General features: G+C 62.6%; 15 protein-coding genes and 3 pseudogenes. 5 read left to right on the plus strand and 13 right to left on the minus strand.

Going from position 1 to position 15,374, the window contains the following annotated elements; genetic code table 11:
* Positions 1 to 27 precede the first annotated feature (27 nt).
* From HJB82_RS16495 to HJB82_RS32010, 3 genes and pseudogenes are all read right to left on the minus strand, one after another.
* Positions 28 to 378, minus strand: coding sequence for an ArsC family reductase (locus HJB82_RS16495; protein WP_207582566.1), 351 nt, complete (start codon positions 376 to 378; stop codon positions 28 to 30).
* A 101-nt stretch (positions 379 to 479) separates the two neighbouring features.
* The gene (locus HJB82_RS16500) at positions 480 to 1,541 is read right to left on the minus strand and encodes a succinylglutamate desuccinylase/aspartoacylase family protein (protein ID WP_221116673.1); all 1,062 of its coding nucleotides are present in this window, start codon (positions 1,539 to 1,541) and stop codon (positions 480 to 482) included.
* A 96-nt stretch (positions 1,542 to 1,637) separates the two neighbouring features.
* Positions 1,638 to 2,247 (minus strand): annotated as a pseudogene (locus tag HJB82_RS32010) (2'-5' RNA ligase family protein).
* A 168-nt stretch (positions 2,248 to 2,415) separates the two neighbouring features.
* On the opposite strand from HJB82_RS32010, the gene HJB82_RS16510 reads away from it, so the two are divergent.
* Positions 2,416 to 2,979, plus strand: coding sequence for a methylated-DNA--[protein]-cysteine S-methyltransferase (locus HJB82_RS16510; RefSeq protein ID WP_207582569.1), 564 nt, complete (start codon positions 2,416 to 2,418; stop codon positions 2,977 to 2,979).
* 34 nt (positions 2,980 to 3,013) lie between these two features.
* Here HJB82_RS16510 and HJB82_RS16515 read toward each other — a convergent pair whose 3' ends face one another.
* Genes HJB82_RS16515 through HJB82_RS16525 form a run of 3 tightly spaced genes read right to left on the minus strand, consistent with a single transcriptional unit; the run spans position 3,014 to position 5,041 of the window.
* Positions 3,014 to 3,748: an SDR family oxidoreductase gene (locus HJB82_RS16515; RefSeq protein ID WP_221132390.1), complete on the minus strand. Its 735-nt coding sequence runs from the start codon at positions 3,746 to 3,748 to the stop codon at positions 3,014 to 3,016.
* A 36-nt stretch (positions 3,749 to 3,784) separates the two neighbouring features.
* The gene (locus tag HJB82_RS16520; protein WP_221132391.1) at positions 3,785 to 4,636 is read right to left on the minus strand and encodes an oxidoreductase; all 852 of its coding nucleotides are present in this window, start codon (positions 4,634 to 4,636) and stop codon (positions 3,785 to 3,787) included.
* Between the two features lie 36 nt (positions 4,637 to 4,672).
* Positions 4,673 to 5,041 carry an Atu4866 domain-containing protein gene (locus HJB82_RS16525; RefSeq protein ID WP_221116675.1) on the minus strand — a complete coding sequence of 123 codons (369 nt, stop codon included), beginning with the start codon at positions 5,039 to 5,041 and terminating at the stop codon, positions 4,673 to 4,675.
* 125 nt (positions 5,042 to 5,166) lie between these two features.
* Here HJB82_RS16525 and HJB82_RS16530 point away from each other — a divergent pair, with 125 nt between their 5' ends.
* From HJB82_RS16530 to HJB82_RS16540, 3 genes are all read left to right on the plus strand, one after another.
* Positions 5,167 to 6,063, plus strand: coding sequence for a LysR family transcriptional regulator (locus HJB82_RS16530; protein ID WP_221132392.1), 897 nt, complete (start codon positions 5,167 to 5,169; stop codon positions 6,061 to 6,063).
* Positions 6,064 to 6,235: 172 nt separating this feature from the next.
* Positions 6,236 to 7,090, plus strand: a complete 855-nt coding sequence (locus HJB82_RS16535; protein ID WP_221140690.1) for a helix-turn-helix domain-containing protein — start codon at positions 6,236 to 6,238, stop codon at positions 7,088 to 7,090.
* Between the two features lie 38 nt (positions 7,091 to 7,128).
* On the plus strand, positions 7,129 to 7,674 hold the full coding sequence (locus tag HJB82_RS16540) for a YbhB/YbcL family Raf kinase inhibitor-like protein (protein WP_221132394.1): 546 nt from the start codon (positions 7,129 to 7,131) through the stop codon (positions 7,672 to 7,674).
* Positions 7,675 to 8,023: 349 nt separating this feature from the next.
* On the opposite strand, the gene HJB82_RS16545 is transcribed toward HJB82_RS16540, so the two are convergent.
* The 6 genes and pseudogenes from HJB82_RS16545 to HJB82_RS16570 all read right to left on the minus strand — a co-directional run bounded on the left by HJB82_RS16545 (position 8,024) and on the right by HJB82_RS16570 (position 12,939).
* Positions 8,024 to 8,836 carry an aldo/keto reductase gene (locus tag HJB82_RS16545; RefSeq protein ID WP_221140772.1) on the minus strand — a complete coding sequence of 271 codons (813 nt, stop codon included), beginning with the start codon at positions 8,834 to 8,836 and terminating at the stop codon, positions 8,024 to 8,026.
* A gap of 124 nt (positions 8,837 to 8,960) precedes the next feature.
* Positions 8,961 to 9,476, minus strand: a pseudogene (locus HJB82_RS16550) (dihydrofolate reductase family protein); the annotation flags it as partial.
* Positions 9,477 to 9,664: 188 nt separating this feature from the next.
* A pseudogene (rpiB, locus tag HJB82_RS16555) lies at positions 9,665 to 10,113 on the minus strand (ribose 5-phosphate isomerase B).
* 65 nt (positions 10,114 to 10,178) lie between these two features.
* Positions 10,179 to 11,741 (minus strand): glutamine-hydrolyzing GMP synthase, encoded by a 1,563-nt coding sequence (gene guaA / locus HJB82_RS16560; RefSeq protein ID WP_221140691.1) that lies wholly within the window; start codon positions 11,739 to 11,741, stop codon positions 10,179 to 10,181.
* Between the two features lie 113 nt (positions 11,742 to 11,854).
* Positions 11,855 to 12,493 carry a 5'-methylthioadenosine/S-adenosylhomocysteine nucleosidase gene (locus HJB82_RS16565; RefSeq protein WP_207582571.1) on the minus strand — a complete coding sequence of 213 codons (639 nt, stop codon included), beginning with the start codon at positions 12,491 to 12,493 and terminating at the stop codon, positions 11,855 to 11,857.
* Complete coding sequence (locus HJB82_RS16570) at positions 12,490 to 12,939, minus strand: PaaI family thioesterase (protein ID WP_003544704.1); 450 nt, start codon at positions 12,937 to 12,939, stop codon at positions 12,490 to 12,492. Before HJB82_RS16570 ends, HJB82_RS16565 begins: the two co-directional genes overlap by 4 nt.
* 219 nt (positions 12,940 to 13,158) lie before the next feature.
* Here HJB82_RS16570 and HJB82_RS16575 point away from each other — a divergent pair, with 219 nt between their 5' ends.
* Complete coding sequence (locus HJB82_RS16575; protein ID WP_221140692.1) at positions 13,159 to 14,235, plus strand: DUF2252 family protein; 1,077 nt, start codon at positions 13,159 to 13,161, stop codon at positions 14,233 to 14,235.
* A 59-nt stretch (positions 14,236 to 14,294) separates the two neighbouring features.
* On the opposite strand, the gene HJB82_RS16580 is transcribed toward HJB82_RS16575, so the two are convergent.
* Positions 14,295 to 15,374: a DUF1513 domain-containing protein gene (locus HJB82_RS16580; protein WP_221140693.1), complete on the minus strand. Its 1,080-nt coding sequence runs from the start codon at positions 15,372 to 15,374 to the stop codon at positions 14,295 to 14,297.

Raw genomic sequence — 15,374 nt, forward strand, 5'->3', positions numbered from 1 at the left:
TCTAGCTCGGGAGTTGTTGCCTGTCGTTCAGCCTGCAAATGCACAGGCGTAAATCGCCGGCTTGAAGCCGATCAGCAACTTGCCGCTGGCCTCCAGCACCGGCCGTTTGATCATCGACGGCTGGTCGAGCATCAGTTGGATCGCCTTCTCCCAGCTGAGGTTCTCCCGCTCTGCATCAGCCAGTTTGCGGAAGGTGGTGCCGGCGCGGTTGAGCACGGTATCGAGCCCGGCCTGATCGATCCAGGCATCAAGATGGGCGCGGTCGATGCCGAGCGCCTTGTAATCGTGAAACGCATAGGCAACGCCGTGTTCTTCCAGCCAGCTGCGGGCCTTCTTCATCGTGTCGCAATTCTTGATACCATAGATGGTGACGGTCATGCCCGATCGATTCCCTGTGATCGCTGCGAGATACCATGCAAGAAGACCGGCGCAAATGCCCGCGACACTTTATCCCGGCGCTCGCCGGGATCCGGCTCGGCTCAATTCTCCAGCGTGCCGGCCTTGCGCAAGGCGTCGCTGGGACTGTCGCAGACAATCTTCATCAGGTCGCCGCGCCGCCGTACCAGCCGGTCGGACGTTCGGGTCAGGATCAACCCGTCTTGCGGGGCGCGGAGTTCGATGCTGCCACCCGGCTGACCCGGGCGGGTGACAATCGTCGCCAGGAGCTCGCCTTCCACAACCCTGTCGCCGATGGCGCGATGCAAGAGCACGGCCCCACCTTCAGGAGCGCGAATGATCTCGACATTGTCGAGCGGCACGGCCGGACCGGAAAACGCCTTTGCCTCAGCCTTCACCTCACCGACGATCCCCCGTGCCGCAAGGAACCGCCACAGCCCCTCCGCATCCTTCTCAGCCAGCACCGGATCGACGTCGCGTTTGCCGCGCAGCTCGACGGTGACCGAAAGCCTGCCCGGCAGCCGCGATTGGCGCTCGCCGGAAACCTCATATTTCCAGGCAAAACCGACCGCCTCTTCGAAGGCCGAGCTTTCGCCATCCGAAAGCAGCGCGGCCTCCATATCGAGTGCAGCGGCAAGATCGGCCGCCTCCGGCCAGAAGGCTTCGTCGATATAGGCATATTGCAGGGATTCGTCGTCGCAATGCAGGTCGAGGACGAGATCGGCGCCAAGCGCCATATGCAAGAGCTGTCGTTTCAGCCTGTCGGTAGCCGGATAATCATCGAGGTCTTCGATCAGCGTGGCCCGATCGGCAAGGGAGATCAGCGGAAAATCCCGGTTGAAATTGGTGCGTGAGCCAAGGTCGAAACGACCCTGCAGGTCGCCGAAATGCGATTGCGCCGCACCGATCGGATTGGCCTGCGGCACGATGGTGATGTCGCCGACGATCCCGCCTTCGCTTTCCGCCTGCCGCAGCCGCTCGCAGAGGAAATGCAGGAGCACCGTTCCCGGCAGTTCCCCGGCATGCAGTGCGGCCTGGATATAGATCTTCGGCGCCTTCGGATCGTGGCCCGCAAAGCGCAGCACCGGCAGCCGCCACTCCGTTCCCGGCGTATCTCCTGGGATGATGATCTCTGAAACATCCATGCTGTCTTCGTTCTCCGTTTGCCATCCCGACGGTTGTTCAGCTTTATGCGCGGAAATCGCGGAAGCGCAAGCCTTGGTCCGGAGATGCCATTGCCGTCAGCCAAGCAGCGGCCAGCGATCGATGATGTGGTGTTCGGTTTTTCCAAGAACGCTGTGAATGAGCAGGAATTCCCGCGCCGTCCACGAAACCGGTTGGTCGAGGCTCGTCGGCGGCACTGCTTTGCGGTCATAGAGCAGCGTCATATGCGCCGTGAAATTGCGATCGATATTGTCACGCAATCCGGTATTGTGCAGGCCGACACCAAGCTGGACATGCAGTCGCATGAGCGGCATCAGCCCGTCTTTGCTGCAGAGCACCAGAGGCCGCGCCTTGCCTTCCCGCTTGAAGCTCATGATCCTGTCGAAGGTGGACGGCGATCGGCGCGCCCTCGACTGTGGCGGCGGCCTGCCGGGCCGCAAAGATCACGTCCTCCGGCAACACTTCATAGTCGCCGATGCCGATAACGCTCACATGCAGGGTCGTCAGCCGCGGCTTTGCGGAAACGGAGAAGGTTTTGCAATAGTCGTCGGCGATCGAAGCCGCTTGCCGTTCGACGATCGCAGGCGGGCGGAGCGCAAAGAAAAGCCTGTGGCCGCCGTTCCGGCTTTCACCCGCCTGCCCGCGTCGATTTTGACCATGGTCGAAATCGAAGGAAATCTGGTTCATGGCCTGTCAGGTCGTCATGACCGCCTCGCGCTCCAAAAAAGAGGTGAAAGATACGCCGGCAAGGTAGAATATCAAGAACAAAAAAAGAACGAGATGCGCAAGAATCGGGTTGAAACAGCGGCCGTTCCGTACGATTTTGGTGGTAATCGAAAACGCGGAGGCTGTGTCATGGCCCAGACGATCCATCACTATCTCATCTTCGAAACCGCGGCTGGTTTCTGCGGCATCGCCTGGAGCGACGCCGGCATCGCCCGCTTCCAGCTGCCGACGAAAACCGCGGAAGCGACCGAGCGGCTCTTACTGCGCCGCCTGCCGGGTGCCGAGCCCGGCGCGCCGACGCCTGATGTGCTCGAAACGGTCGCCGCCGTGAAGCGCTATTTCCAGGGCGAGGAAACGGATTTTTCCGACGTCGAACTCGATCTTGCCGGGCAGGATGCCCTCTTCAGGGATATTTACGCGGCGGCAAGGCGTGTCGGCTGGGGCCATACGACCACCTACGGCGCGCTGGCGAAAGAGCTTGGCGCCGGGCCGGAAGTCGCGCGCGACGTCGGCCAGGCGATGGCGAAGAACCCGGTCGCATTGATCATCCCCTGCCACCGGGTGCTGGCCGCCGGCGGCAAAATCGGCGGTTTCTCGGCTCCCGGCGGCTCGTCATCGAAGACCCGCATGCTGGAGCTTGAAGGCGTCCAGCTCGGCCCGCCGCCGCCCGCCCAGCAATCGCTGGGGTTTTAGGCGGCGGGGCGGTCTCAGCCGGGATGCCGGCTGCTCAATGCGGGCTGGCCGTTGGCCGGACGATGATCTCGCTGACATCGACATCGTCAGGCTGGCTGACGGCATAGAGGATCGAATTGGCGATAGCCTCGGGGCTGATCGTGACCGCCCTGAAAACCCTCATGGCGTTCCGCGCGGTCGGATCGGTAATCGTGCCGGCCAGTTCCGATGTCGTGGTGCCGGGGGAGATGACCGTCACCCGGATGCGATCTGTCTCCTGCCGCAACCCGTCCGAGATCGCCCGCACCGCGAATTTCGTCGCGCAATAGACCGCGGCCGTTGGGGAAACGGCGTGGCCGCCGATCGAAGCCAGGTTGATGATCTGTCCGGATCCCTGCGCCTTCATGATCGGAAGCGCAGCGGCGATGTCGTAGAGCACACCCTTGATGTTGACGTCGACCATCCGGTCCCACTCGTCGACCTTGAGGGCCGCAAGCGGCGAGAGCGGCATGACGCCGGCATTGTTGACGATAACGTCCAACCGGCCGAATTCGGACCTGGCAAAACCCGCAAAGGCCTCCACTTGGGAACGGTCGGTGACATCAAGCTTTCGCAGCCGCACGCTGCCGCCCTTGGCTGCTATTTCGCCGGCGAGTGTCTCCAGCCGCTCGGTGCGGCGCGCGCCGATCACGAGATGCGCGCCCGCGGCAGCCAGCACCTTTGCAGCAGCCTCTCCGATGCCGCTGCTGGCCCCGGTAATGGCGATGACTTTTCCTTCGATCGTCGACATTTCAAGCTCCTTTGTCGATTGAGTGTTTCTTGGTGGTCAGCTGGGGAAATCGGCGCTGAGCGTCGTCTCCGCCCAGGCGTCGAAGTTTCCGCGCAGCGCGTCCAGCCGTTCGCGGGCGATCTTCAGGGCAGGTGCGCCGAGCAGCAGACGCAGCGGCGGTTCCTCCGCCTCGAAGGCCGATAGGATGGCGGCTGCGGCACGGACCGGATCTCCCGGCTGTTTGCCGGAGACCGAGCGGGTGGCCTGGCGCCGCTTGCCCGATGTCTCGGCATAGTCGTCGATAACGGTGCTGGATTCGACCATCGACCGGCCGGCCCAGTCCGTGCGGAAAGCGCCGGGCTCGACGATCGTCACATCGATGCCAAGCGGCTTGACCTCATGAGACAGCGATTCCGACAGCGCCTCGACCGCGAATTTGGTGGCGTGGTAATAGCCGGTGGCAGCGAAGGCGACGAGACCGCCGAGCGAGGAGACATTGAAGATGTGCCCTCGCCGGCGTGTCCGCATACCCGGCAGAACCTGCTTGGTGACATCGATCAATCCGAAGACATTGGTCTCGAACTGGGCGCGTATCTCCGCATCGTCGCCCTCCTCGATCGCCGCGAGATAGCCGTAGCCGGCATTGTTGACGAGCACGTCGATCGCGCCGAAATGTCTCTCGGCGTCATGAACCGCGCCGGCGACGGAGCGGCCGTCCGTCACATCGAGTGCGAGAGCAAGCGCGCGGTTGCCGTGTTCAGCTGCGAGATCCCTGAGGGTCTCTGGTCTGCGCGCGGTCACGGCGGCGCGCCAGCCACGGGCGAGAACCGCCTCCGCAAGCGCCCGGCCGAGGCCGGACGATGCGCCGGTGATGAACCAGATGGGTGTGGTGGAAGACATGATCGTCATCCTTTCCGGCCGAAACGGCCTTCTCCCGAGTGATGTCTATTGGCGGCGGAGCACCATGCCGCCATGATGGAGCGTATCGCCGTCGACGAAATCGCCGTCGGCCGTGAAGCCGGTGTCGTCCCAGTATTCGATATGGCTTCCGGTGACTTCGTAACGGCCTCGATAGGCGCTCTCCCGGTTGCCGCGGGCCTCGTCGTAACGGCCGTCGGGCAGGAGTTCATGGCGGATACGGCCATCATCCGTCACCCATATGCCGACATAGGGATGTTGCTGCATCGTGTTCTCGCTTGTTTGTTGACGTATGGATCGCCGGTCGTTGACGGCATCCGCGGGGCCGATCGCCGTGCCGGCCAGGGTGGTGACGGCGAAAATTTGCAGAACAGCGCTCTTGGAAATCCTTCGCATCGTTTTTCCTTTCGATAGAGGGCTGGCATGACGGCCGCCTTGCCTGACCTCGAGAGAAAAATAGGCTGCGCAATCGAGTTGATTAAGTTGCCAATACCGGATGCCTTGGTTAGAGCTGCTAACCAATGATCGACGATCTCGAAGGCATTTCAGTCTTTCTCGCCGTGGCGGAAGCGCGGAACTTCCGGCTGGCCGGTGAGCGACTTGGCGTCACCCGCTCCGCCGTCAGTCAGGCTCTGCAGCGTCTGGAGGATCGTCTTGGGGTCGCGCTGGTCCAGCGCACGACGCGCAGCGTTAGCCTGACCGAAGCCGGCGACGTGTTCTTCGAGGCGGTTCGCCCATCGGTCCGGCAGGTCAAGGATGCGATGCAGACGGTGCGGGAGATGCAGGCGCGCCCGAGCGGCCTGCTGAGGATCACCGTTTCCTCGATCGCCGAGAGTTTTCTGTCCGGCACCTTGTTGGCCGGGTTCATGCAAGCCTGCCCTGAGATCAAACTCGATATCACCGTCACCGATGACGAATTCGATATCGTCGAGGCCGGCTTCGACGCCGGTGTCCGGCTCGGCGAAGTCATCGAGCAGGATATGATCGCGATCTCGGTCTCCGAGCCGCAGCGCCAATCCGCGGCCGCATCCCCCGCCTACCTTGAGCGCCGCGGCCATCCCCGCCATCCCAGCGAACTGCAGGATCACGCCTGCATCGGCTGGCGACCTCGCCCCGATACGGCGCCTTATCGCTGGGAGTTCACCGAAAATGATCGCGACTTCGACGTCGCGGTCGATCCCGCCGTCACCACCAACGACATGGGGATGATGATCCGCATGGCCTGCGCCGGCGCCGGGATCACCTTCGGCATGGTGGAAACCTTTGAGGCCTATATCGAACGCGGCGAACTCGTGCCGCTGCTCGAAGATTTCTGCCCGCCCTTCCCGGGCTTCTATCTCTATTATCCCAGGCGCCAGAGGCAGCCGCTGAAGCTGCGGGCGCTGGTGGAGCATATCAGGAAGTCCGCTAGGCATTAGATATGGTCGAGCCCTGCCCGAACCCGGTACGATACCAGCGAATTTCCCGAGGATGAGAGCGGCTGGCTCCTGCGGCATAGGCCCCGGCTCAAGGTTGCCCCAGTCACGCGGTTTTGCTATTTCCCCATCGCTAAGGATCAGGGGCGAGGGGCATCCTATTGCCGGAGAACCTATGCTGGACGACGTCTTTCCCATTCCGACCAGGGCCCTGATCCGTCAGGGTGGACGCGCCTGCTTTTCTCGTCTCGTCAGCACGAGCCCCTTGTTGATCCAGGTGCAATCCGGAACGAAGATCGTCATGGCGGATGATAAGGCTTTGCGCCTCGAGGCAGGCGCATATGCCTTGCTGCCCGACTATCGACCGTTGACCATGGAGAATATTCCCAGGGCGCCACAGAAATATCAGACCCTGGCGCTTCCTGTCCCCAGACCGCTCTTCGAAGATGCCTATAGCAGCATGGAGTCGGTGGCCGTTCCATCGCGGCCTATCCCGGCAGGCGCCTCAAACCTGCCGGAGGAAGCAGCGGCATTGTTTGACTATTGCTGTCAGCCCGGCAATCTGACGCGGCTTCCCGGCGTTATTGCCAAGGCTCGTCTGATGGAACTCGTCACCTGGTTTGCGCTCTGCGGAGCGGTGCTGGGTCAATGCCAGAGCCCTCGGCTCGAGGATCGGCTGAGGCAGATGATTGAAGGTGATACGGCCCGTGATTGGACGCTGGGGCAGGCGGCGCGCGCCTTCAACATGAGCGAGGCGACGCTCAGGCGTAAGCTGGCCGCCGAGAATACCGGTTTCAGCGAGATCTTGAGCGATACAAGAATGAATCGCGCCCTGGGCCTCATTCAAACCACAACCTTGCCGATGGCGCAGGTTGCGCTTGAGGTCGGTTACGATTCCCCGTCGCAATTCTCGGCGCGGTTCAAAGAGCGGTTTGGCGTCAATCCGCGCCACGTGCGGGGCGGATCTGAGCGTTTTGAGCGGATCGGGGCAGAAGTTGAGCATAGCGGGGCAGATGCACCTGCTCCGTGACGATAGCTTTCCTGCATTATCAACCGCAGGAAAACAGCATGCGTTCCATAATAGCAGTCCTTCTCGCCGCGTCCGTCTTCGGCGCCGCCGCCGCCCATGCCGAAATGAAGCTCACCTCGAAAGATCTGACTTCAGGCAAGTCCATGGCCGATGCGCAGGTCTTCAACAGCTTCGGCTGCGCCGGCAAGAACATCTCGCCGGAACTGGCCTGGTCGGATGCTCCCCCGGCGACCAAGAGCTTCGCCGTCATGGCTTACGATCCGGATGCTCCAACGGGTTCGGGCTGGTGGCATTGGTCGGTGTTCAACATTCCCGCGGATGCCTCGGAGATCGCCACCGGCGCCAGCGGTGACAAAAAGCTTCCCGCAGGCGCCGTGGAAGGCCACACGGATTTTGGTGTCTCAGGGTATGGCGGCGCCTGCCCGCCGGCCGGCGACACGCCGCACCATTACCAGTTCACCGTCTACGCGCTTTCGGTTGACAAGCTGCCGCTTCCCGATACTGCGCCGGGCGCCATGGTTGGTTTCTATGTCAGGGCAAACACGCTCGACAAGGCCTCCGTCGAGGTCACCTACGGCCGCTGAGCTTGGCATCGCAGCCGTCATCCCTAGTGCATGTCGCCCTGAAGTGTGCGGCGGTTCTGGGATAACGATATGCATAGAAACAAAGGACTAAAGCGCGGCGCATGAATCAAGTTTGATGCGCCGCGCTTTAGATCAGGATAATTTTAGGCCTGATCGGCCTAGAATCTGAATCCCGATCTAAATCAAAGCAATAGAGCATGATGTCATAAGAAAACCGCGCACACTTTGCGGCATCATGCTCTGGATGACAAACAGCCGGCCGAGGTGAGTGAACCTCGGCCGTTACTGCTGACGACGATCCTGACCGGCCAAACAGCCATCCGTGTTGGCGGTCTGCCTTACGTTCAGATCATCCGAGGTGTCGCGGATCGCCGCTCGGCCAGGCCACCCCGTCACCGAGGTCCATCGTTTCGATGGCGCGCATGTCGTTTGCGTCGATAGCGAATACGAAGATGTCGAGATTCTCGCGCATGCGTGCCGGGTCCATGGTTTTGGGAAGAACCGCAAAGCCCTTCTGCACGCCCCAGCGGAGCAACAACTGAGCTTCCGTGACGCCGTATTTTGCCGCCATTGCCTTAAAAGGCGATGCCGCTTCGGCCCCCGTTGCTTTCATCTCCTCGGTCTTGGCGCTTTCTTGACCGTCTTTCGCCCGCCACGTCGAGAGCGGCACCAGGGAACTGTAGGCAATCGGTGCGATGCCATTGTCGGCAAGATAAGCGACCAGATCCGGCTTCTGCGACCAGGGGTGCAACTCGATCTGGTTGGCTGCCGGCAGAGGCAAACCGGCAGCCTTGATCTCGTCGATATGCGCCTCCGTGAAATTGCTGACGCCGATCGCTCTGATCTTGCCCTGTGACTTGAGGTCGACGAGGGCGCGCCATTCGTTCAGCCGCTCGGTGCCCCCGGATGGCGCATGGATGAGGTAGAGGTCGAGATAGTCCAGCTCCAATGCGGCAAGGCTTTTTGCAAATGCCGCCATGATGCCTTCGTAGGTCTTCGGCGCATCACCCCAGGCAGCATTGCCGGGCCAGACCTTGGTGGTCACGAAAATGTCCTTTCGGGCAAGACCCGCGGCGGTGAGGCCGGCTTTGATGCCTTGGCCGACGCCCGCCTCGTTCTGATAGCCCTCGGCCGTATCGATATGACGGTAGCCGGCAAGAATGGCAGCCTTGACCGTGGCTGGGGCGTCCTCGGCAGAGACGTGGAAGGTGCCGAAGCTGCGCCACCGCGCCCCCGGGAAAAGCCTTCGAGCTCATCAGCTTGAGAGGCGCTGGGGCGGGGAGTTCGCAGAACAGCGGCAGGCCTTTGCCCAGCGCCACGGGGATCACAAGCAGGGCGAATTGATCGACCAGTCCCTGGGCGACAAGACTGCGGGCAAAGCTGACGCCGCCGTGGGCGATGATCGGCTTGCCCTCCTGGGCCTTCAACTTGGTGATTTCCTCCGAGAGCTCACCGCTCGCCACATAGGCCTCCGCCCAACTGCTTGCGCCGGGCTGCAATTCCGCAGACTGTCCGGTCCCCTTGGCGCTGATGTCATCGAGCGCCGCCGTGACATTCGTGAGGATCGCCGGCCCCTGTCGTGAGAAGACGGCCTTGGGGATCTGGTTCATCGGCGGCGCGAACGCCAGGGTGGAGGTCGGCCAGAAGGGGGCCATGGAAAGGAAGCTGCGGCTGCCCATAATGTGCAGGCCGGCATTCCCTATAAACTCGATGCTCCAGGCCTTCGCCTCCCGATCGAAGCCGAACATCCATGTGTTTCGGCCGTCCAGGTCACTGATGAAGCCGTCGACCGATATGGACATCTTCAGGATCAGGTCTCTCACGGCGCTCTCCTCCTTGGGTGCTGACCCAAGGACGCACCAGATCGACAAGATCCGACATCACACGATCGTTTTGTAGCCGTCGGCCCTTCTGTCGCCGCCGGCCCGGGCATTCCTCTGCCGCTGAGCCTACTCGACATCTTCTCCCAAAGAAGACGCAAGGAACGGCGCTACTCCTCCAGCGCCCCAATCATTTCCACCCGCGTCGCATGCCGACCGCCCTCGAACTGGGCGGTTAGGAACGCATCTACGATGTCGAGCGCCAGCCCTTCGCCCACCACGCGCACACCAATCGACAGCATGTTGGCATCATTGTGCTGTCGGATCATGCGGGCTGAAAACGTGTCGGCGCAGATGCCGCAACGGATACCCTTTACCTTATTCGCTGCCATCATGATGCCCTGGCCGGTGCCGCATAGGATGATGCCAAACCGGCAATCACCAGAGGCGACGAGCCGCGCCGCCGCTCGCCGTGTTTGGGATAGTGGGTGCTTTCCGGCGTCGTCGGTCCGATGTCGACCACCACCCAGCCATGTGCCGCGATATGGGCGGCAATGGCCTGTCGGAGCTGAATGGCCGTGTGGTCGCTAGAGAGGACAATACGATTGTTGGCTGTCATGGAGAAGTCGTCCCGTTTCCCCGAAGCAATTTAGCGGGCTGGGCGAGTTGGATCAACTCAGCCCTTCATTCCCACTCGATCGTGCCAGGCGGCTTCGATGTCACATCATAAACCACGCGGTTGATGCCGCGCACCTCGTTGATGATGCGGGTCGCGGCGCGGCCGAGGAATTCCATGTCGTAGTGGTAGAAGTCCGCCGTCATGCCGTCGACGGAGGTGACGGCGCGCAGCGCGCAGACGAATTCGTAGGTGCGTCCGTCGCCCATGACGCCGACGGTCTGGACGGGGAGCAGCACGGCGAAGGCCTGCCAGATGGCGTCGTAGAGGCCGGCCTTGCGGATTTCGTCGAGATAGATCGCATCGGCCTCGCGCAGGATCTCCAGCTTTTCGCGGCTGATACCGCCGGGGCAGCGGATCGCAAGGCCGGGGCCGGGGAAGGGGTGACGGCCGATGAAGCTGTCGGGCAGGCCGAGTTCGCGGCCGAGCGCACGCACCTCGTCCTTGAAGAGTTCGCGCAGCGGCTCGACGAGCTGCATCTTCATGCGCTCCGGCAGGCCGCCGACATTGTGGTGCGACTTGATCGTCGCCGAAGGGCCGCCGGTGAAGGAAACACTTTCGATCACGTCCGGATAGAGCGTGCCCTGGCCGAGGAAATCGGCGCCGCCGAGTTTCTTTGCCTCTTCCTCGAAGGTTTCGATGAACAGCCGGCCGATGATCTTGCGCTTGGTTTCCGGGTCGCCGACGCCTTCGAGTTCGCCGATGAAGCGGTCCGAGGCATCGACATGCAGGAGATGCAGATTGTAGTGCTCGCGGAACATGGCGACGACGCCGGCCGCCTCGTCCTTGCGCATCAGGCCGTGGTCGACGAGGATGCAGGTCAGCTGGTCGCCGACCGCCTCGTGGATCAGCAGCGCTGCGACCGAACTGTCGACACCGCCCGAAAGCGCGCAGATGACGCGCTTGTCGCCTATCTGCTTGCGGATCTCGTCGACCGCCTTCTGGCGATAGGCCGACATCGACCAGTCGCCCTTGAGGCCGGCGATGTTGTGAATGAAGTTGCCGATCAGCTTGGCGCCGTCGGGCGTATGCACCACTTCGGGATGGAACTGCACGCCGTAATATTTGCGCTTCTCGTCGGCGATGAAGGCGTAGGGCGCGTTGGAGGAGGTGGCGACCACCTCGAAACCATCCGGCAGCGCGGTGACGCGGTCGCCATGGCTCATCCAGACCTGGTGGCGCGAGCCGGAGGACCAGAGGCCCTCGAACAGCTGGCAGTCCTTGTCGACATCGAGGAAGGCGCGGCCGAATTCGCGGTGATGGCCGCTCTCGACCTTGCCGCCAAGCTGCATGCACATCGTCTGCTGGCCATAGCAGATGCCGAAGACCGGCAGGCCGCTGTCGAAGATGATCTGGGGCGCTCGCGGCGATCCCTCGTCCACCGTCGAAGCCGGGCTGCCGGACAGGATCACGGCCTTCGGCTGCAGGCGCTTGAAGCCCTCTTCGGCCGATTGAAAGGGAACGATCTCGCAATAGACGCCGGCCTCGCGCACGCGCCGTGCGATGAGCTGGGTCACCTGGCTGCCGAAATCGACGATGAGAACGGAGTCGGGATGTGCTGTCTGGGTCATGGCGAGGCTTTAATGAAAAGCGCTTCGCCTTGCAATCCGGGAAATCGGCGCCATTCGGTTTTTATTGTTTCGATTGTCCCCGCGCACCGGGCAAAACGTGCGGCGCTGAGGGCTCAGAACCAGAAAACCCCGTCCTCCAGCGCCGTGAACAGGCTGTCGACGCCGTAGGAGAGCTTGCGGTCGACGATGTGCAGATATTCGGTCCAGCCGGAAATATGCTGCAGCTCGACCGCGCCGTCGGAAATGCCGCGCAAGCCGATCAGCGGCAGCTTATAACCCTGGCAGGCGCGCAGCACCGCAAAGGTCTCCATGTCAACCATGTCGGCGTCGATGTCGGTATAGGCGGCACCCGAAATGACGTTGCCGCCGGTGGAAAGGCTTGCTTCGGGAATGCCGGGAATGCGCAGCGGCAGCTCGAGCACCGCCGGCAGGTCGAGAAAGGGTGTCCTGCCTTTTTCGAAGCCGAGCGGCGAGGCGTCCATGTCGCGGTAGGAAACCGAGGTTACCTGATAGATTTCGGTCTGCTCGAGTTTCGCGGAGCCGGCCGAGCCGAGGGAAACGACGAGATCGGGCAGGTCGTCGGCCGCATCGAGCCGCGCCAGCGTCTTGGTCAGCGCGACCGCGGCTTCGACCGGGCCGACGCCGGTCATCAAGGGTTCGATGCGTGACCGCAGGAAGGGGCCGTATTCGGCCTCCGCCGCCATGACGAACAGCATGGATTTACCCGCGACCGACTTCAGCTCGAACTTCATCCCGTAATTCCTTCTCTACCGCGGATCACCATCATCGTCCCGGTCATGGAGGCGATGAGTTTCGCTGGCCCGTCGCTGATCGCGTAGCCTCGCCCGTCGGCAACGATGATGGTGGAGCCGGGTTTGGTGATCTCCCCGCGAAACAGGAAACGATCGCCACGCCCCGGCGACATGAGATTGACCTTGAACTCGATCGTCAGGATCGAGGCCTCGGGGTCGATGACGCTGTAGGCGGCAAAGCCGCAGGCCGAATCGAGCGCTGCGGAAATGATGCCTGCGTGCAGGATGCCGTGCTGCTGTGTCAGTTTGACGTCGAAGGGAAGCTCGATCTCGACGACGCCGTGCTCGACGCGCGTCAGCTCTGCGCCGATCGTCTCCATCGCCGCCTGGCGCGCAAAATTGCGGCGGATTCGCGCGCGGAAATCGCCCCTGTCAGTCTCGCTCATGTCTGCCCCTCTTGCAGCCGGGAAAGTGGCATGGCGGGCCGGATTCGACAAGCTGCACATTGCTGAAATCCGTCTCAGCGCCAATGGAAAGCTGCGGCCGTGTCGCCGGGGCAACCTTTCGCCTTTCCGTCGCCATGCAAGCCGGTACGAAGACGATTGCAGCTTCGCGCCGAGCGCGTATTCTCCGCGCCAGATCTCGAAAGGATGGAGCGCCGGCGTATGACGACGATATCGCAATCGGTCCGGAATTTCGAGACCTGGCTGGCCGGCGAACTCGGAGCCGATCTTGTCGCGGAGGATCTCCGCGAGAAGCACGAGAAGATGCGAAGCGGCGGCTTCGTCTTCCTGCGCGCCACCTATTGGCGCTGGTGTGAGACCATCCTCGATATCTGCCCGGAACTCGGCCGCGCGCCCGAGGTGCTGGCGATCGGCGATACGCATCTGGAGAATTTCGGCACCTGGCGCGATGCCGAGGGTCGGCTCGTCTGGGGCGTCAATGATTTCGACGACGCGGCGGTGATGCCCTATGCGCTGGATCTCGTTCGCCTTGCGGCAAGCGCCATCCTGGCGCGCAACGGCGACGGTCCCTCGGTTCGCATGATCGGCGAACTGATCCTTGGCGGCTATCGCAGGGGCCTTGAAAATCCGCTGCCGGTCATCCTCGAGCGCGATCATAAATGGCTGCGCAAGGCGCTGATGCTGCCGAATTCCGAACGCCGGGAATTCTGGGAAAAATATGAAATGCTGCCAGCCGGAAGCGAGAAGGCGCCGGCCGCTTATGTCAAGGCGCTCGCAGACGCACTGCCGCCCGGCTCAGGACCTTTCGTGGCGAAGCCACGCAGCGGCGGCACCGGCAGCCTCGGCCGGCCGCGTTTCGTCGCCTATGCCGAATGGCAGGGCGGACCGGTGCTGCGAGAGGCCAAGGCGCTGCTGCCGTCCGCCTGGTCGCTTCGCCACAGACCACAGGACGTGGCGATCCATGCGGGCGAGATTGCCGACGGGCGGATGCGGTGCGTCGATCCGCATTACCGCGTTTCCGGCCGCATCCTCGTACGCCGGATCTCGCCGAACAGCTGCAAGATCGAAATCGACCGGCACCCCGAAATCCTGCTTTCGCCGACGATGCTCGAGCTGATGGGCTTCGAGATCGCCAATTGCCATTCCAACGATGCGGCAGCGGTCGCCGTGATCCTTCGGGATATCAAGACACGCGGAAACGAATGGCTACATGAGGCGGCAAGGGCCGCGGCCTCGAGCATCAGCGCCGAGCAGAAGGCCTATGTGCGCGACGGTTGATGCATGTCGCCCTGATGTGTGAGCGGTTTTCGCGCGAGATCACGCTCTACGTCGCTGGTTCAGATCCGAACGATGTGCTGATCCCAGGCGACGTCGCTGCGGGTCGACAGGAAATCGCCATCATAGGAGGAGACGGCAAAGCCGCTCTTTGCCGGCGCGATGCCGGCCGCATCCGGAATGCTGGTTTCGGCGAGCACCTTGCCCGTCCTTGCGTCGAGGGTCACCGAGGCGCCGCCCTTCGGCGAGGTGATACCGACGAGGCCCTCACTGCGATTGACGGCAATCGCTCCGACGTAATTGGCGAGCCTGCGCGTCGTCTGCTCCGGCAGGTCGATGAAGGTAAGGTCCTCGCCCTTGGTGAAATGGCCGACGAGCGGCGGCAAATCCTTGCGGTGACCCTCGTACTGGCAGGCAAACCAGATGCGGCCCCTGTCATCGAGATCGATGTGGCGGGTGGAGAGTTCTGCCCATTCCGCCGGCAGCACATGTTTTTCGACCAGAGCACCGGTCGCGGCACCGATCAGCACCAGCGACGGCTGCATCTCCCCGAGATTGAGCTTGGTGCGGCCGAAATCCGGATGCGTCTCGATGCCGCCATTGGCGACGATCAGAAGACGTCCGTCGTCGGAGACCGTCATGTCGTGCGGGCCGATGCCGTAGGTCTCGAATTCGCCGATGCGGGTGAAGCGGTCGGTGGCGTCGTAGAGGCCGATCATGCCGCGATTGCCGTCGAAGTCGTTCTCGCTGGCGTAGAGCAAACGACCATCGGCGGAGAAGGCGCCGTGGCCGCAGAAATGCCGGTCTTCCCGCGAGCTGATGACAATCGGTTCGGCCTTATTTCGCGGATCGAAAATCATCGCATAGGTGCCCGGCCGGCGGGCGAAGGCGACGGTCCTGCCGGTGGCGGCACTGAAGGCCATGCCGTGAGCCCGGGCGGGAAGCTTGACCTGATCGATGACCTCGCCGCGCTCTGTCACAGTCGCGACGGCAAAGGAGCCGTCGGCCGCACGAATGCCCGAGGCATAGACCGCGTCCGCCCGCTCCAGGGCCATCAGCGATTTCGGTGCCAGGGTGGCGAGGAAGCCGAGCCCGGCCGCCTTGACGAAATCGCGTCGGTTCATCGCAGCACTTCGCATCAT

Source organism: Rhizobium sp. NZLR10, assembly GCF_019685125.1.
Lineage (GTDB): Bacteria > Pseudomonadota > Alphaproteobacteria > Rhizobiales > Rhizobiaceae > Rhizobium.